Annotated in this window: 2 rRNA genes (1 of these 2 cut by a window edge); both read right to left on the reverse strand. The window is 56.2% G+C overall.

Annotated features, from left to right (window positions below):
- Positions 1 to 9: 9 nt before the first annotated feature.
- Positions 10 to 126 (reverse strand): 5S ribosomal RNA (rrf, locus tag BJ964_RS00005).
- 100 nt (positions 127 to 226) lie between these two features.
- Positions 227 to 2,500 (reverse strand): 23S ribosomal RNA (locus BJ964_RS00010) (it continues 836 nt past the right edge of the window).

Here is a 2,500-nt window from a genome sequence, read left to right on the forward strand (position 1 = left end):
TCACGTTGAGTCCGGCGGCGTCCTACTCTCCCACACCCTCCCGAGTGCAGTACCATCGGCGCTGGAGGGCTTAGCTACCGGGTTCGGAATGTAACCGGGCGTTTCCCCTCCGCTATGACCACCGAAACAGCCATCAGCGTGGAACAAACCAGCAACCCAAGACTTCTCCCGGGGTGGTTGTTCGTTTGCTGTGAATCACACAGTGGACGCAAGTAAAATGTTTAGGGTGGTTAAGCCCTCGGCCTATTAGTACCGGTCAACTCAACACGTTACCGTGCTTACATCTCCGGCCTATCAACCCAGTAGTCTAGCTGGGAGCCTTACCCACTCAAAGGTGGTGGGATACCTCATCTCGAAGCAGGCTTCCCGCTTAGATGCTTTCAGCGGTTATCCCTTCCGAACGTAGCCAACCAGCCATGCTCCTGGCGGAACAACTGGCACACCAGAGGTTCGTCCGTCCCGGTCCTCTCGTACTAGGGACAGCCCTTCTCAAGTATCCAACGCGCACGGCGGATAGGGACCGAACTGTCTCACGACGTTCTAAACCCAGCTCGCGTACCGCTTTAATGGGCGAACAGCCCAACCCTTGGGACCTGCTACAGCCCCAGGATGCGACGAGCCGACATCGAGGTGCCAAACCATCCCGTCGATATGGACTCTTGGGGAAGATCAGCCTGTTATCCCCGGGGTACCTTTTATCCGTTGAGCGACACCGCTTCCACACGCAAGTGCCGGATCACTAGTCCCGACTTTCGTCCCTGCTCGACCCGTCAGTCTCACAGTCAAGCTCCCTTGTGCACTTACACTCAACACCTGATTGCCAACCAGGCTGAGGGAACCTTTGGGCGCCTCCGTTACCCTTTAGGAGGCAACCGCCCCAGTTAAACTACCCACCAGACACTGTCCCTCGACCCGATCAGGGCCGCAAGTTAGATACCCAAACCCAACAGAGTGGTATTTCAACAATGACTCCACCCGAACTGGCGTCCGAGCTTCACAGTCTCCCACCTATCCTACACAATTAAATTCAGATACCAATGTCAAGCTATAGTAAAGGTCCCGGGGTCTTTCCGTCCTGCCGCGCGTAACGAGCATCTTTACTCGTACTGCAATTTCGCCGGGCCTGTGGTTGAGACAGTGGGGAAGTCGTTACGCCATTCGTGCAGGTCGGAACTTACCCGACAAGGAATTTCGCTACCTTAGGATGGTTATAGTTACCACCGCCGTTTACTGGCGCTTAAGTTCTCCGCTTCGCCCCGAAGAGCTAACAGGTCCCCTTAACGTTCCAGCACCGGGCAGGCGTCAGTCCATATACATCGTCTTACGACTTGGCATGGACCTGTGTTTTTAGTAAACAGTCGCTTCCCCCTGCTCTCTGCGGCCATACCACGCTCCACCCGCAAGGGGCTTCACGCGTCCGGCCCCCCTTCTCCCTAAGTTACGGGGGCAATTTGCCGAGTTCCTTAACCACAGTTCACCCGTCGCCTCGGTATTCTCTACCTGACCACCTGTGTCGGTTTGGGGTACGGGCCGCTCAGAACATCGCTAGAGGCTTTTCTCGGCAGCATAGGATCAATGACTTCACCAGAACGGCTCGGCATCACGTCTCAGACTATATGCACCGCGGATTTGCCTACGGTACGTCCTACACGCTTACCCCGGCACAACCACCGGCCGGGATCATCTACCTTCCTGCGTCACCCCATCGCTAAACTACTACCCACCAAGTTCCTAGTCTCCATGCTTTTTGGTCCGAAGACCGCCGGCACTTCAAGTAGTTAGTACAGTGAGGTTCGTCTTGGGCGCTCTTTTGCGGGTACGGGAATATCAACCCGTTATCCATCGACTACGCCTCTCGGCCTCGCCTTAGGCCCCGACTCACCCAGGGCGGATTAGCCTGGCCCTGGAACCCTTGGTCATCCGGCGGAAGGGGTTCTCACCCTTCATTCGCTACTCATGCCTGCATTCTCACTCGTGTAGCGTCCACGGCTGGATCACTCCGCCGCTTCACCCGCAACACGACGCTCCCCTACCCATCAACACGCCTGGATCATGATCCGAAAACCATGACCGAGCAAAGTGTCAATGCCACAGCTTCGGCGGTGTGCTTGAGCCCCGCTACATTGTCGGCGCGGAACCACTTGACCAGTGAGCTATTACGCACTCTTTAAAGGGTGGCTGCTTCTAAGCCAACCTCCTGGTTGTCCATGCGATCCCACATCCTTTTCCACTTAGCACACGCTTAGGGGCCTTAGCTGGCGATCTGGGCTGTTTCCCTCTCGACTACGAAGCTTATCCCCCGCAGTCTCACTGCCGCGCTCTCACTTACCGGCATTCGGAGTTTGGCTGATTTCAGTAAGCTTGTGGGCCCCCTAGACCATCCAGTGCTCTACCTCCGGCAAGAAACACGCGACGCTGCACCTAAATGCATTTCGGGGAGAACCAGCTATCACGGAGTTTGATTGGCCTTTCACCCCTAACCACAGGTCATCCCCCAACT

The sequence above is a fragment of the Actinoplanes lobatus genome, assembly GCF_014205215.1.
Lineage (GTDB): Bacteria > Actinomycetota > Actinomycetes > Mycobacteriales > Micromonosporaceae > Actinoplanes > Actinoplanes lobatus.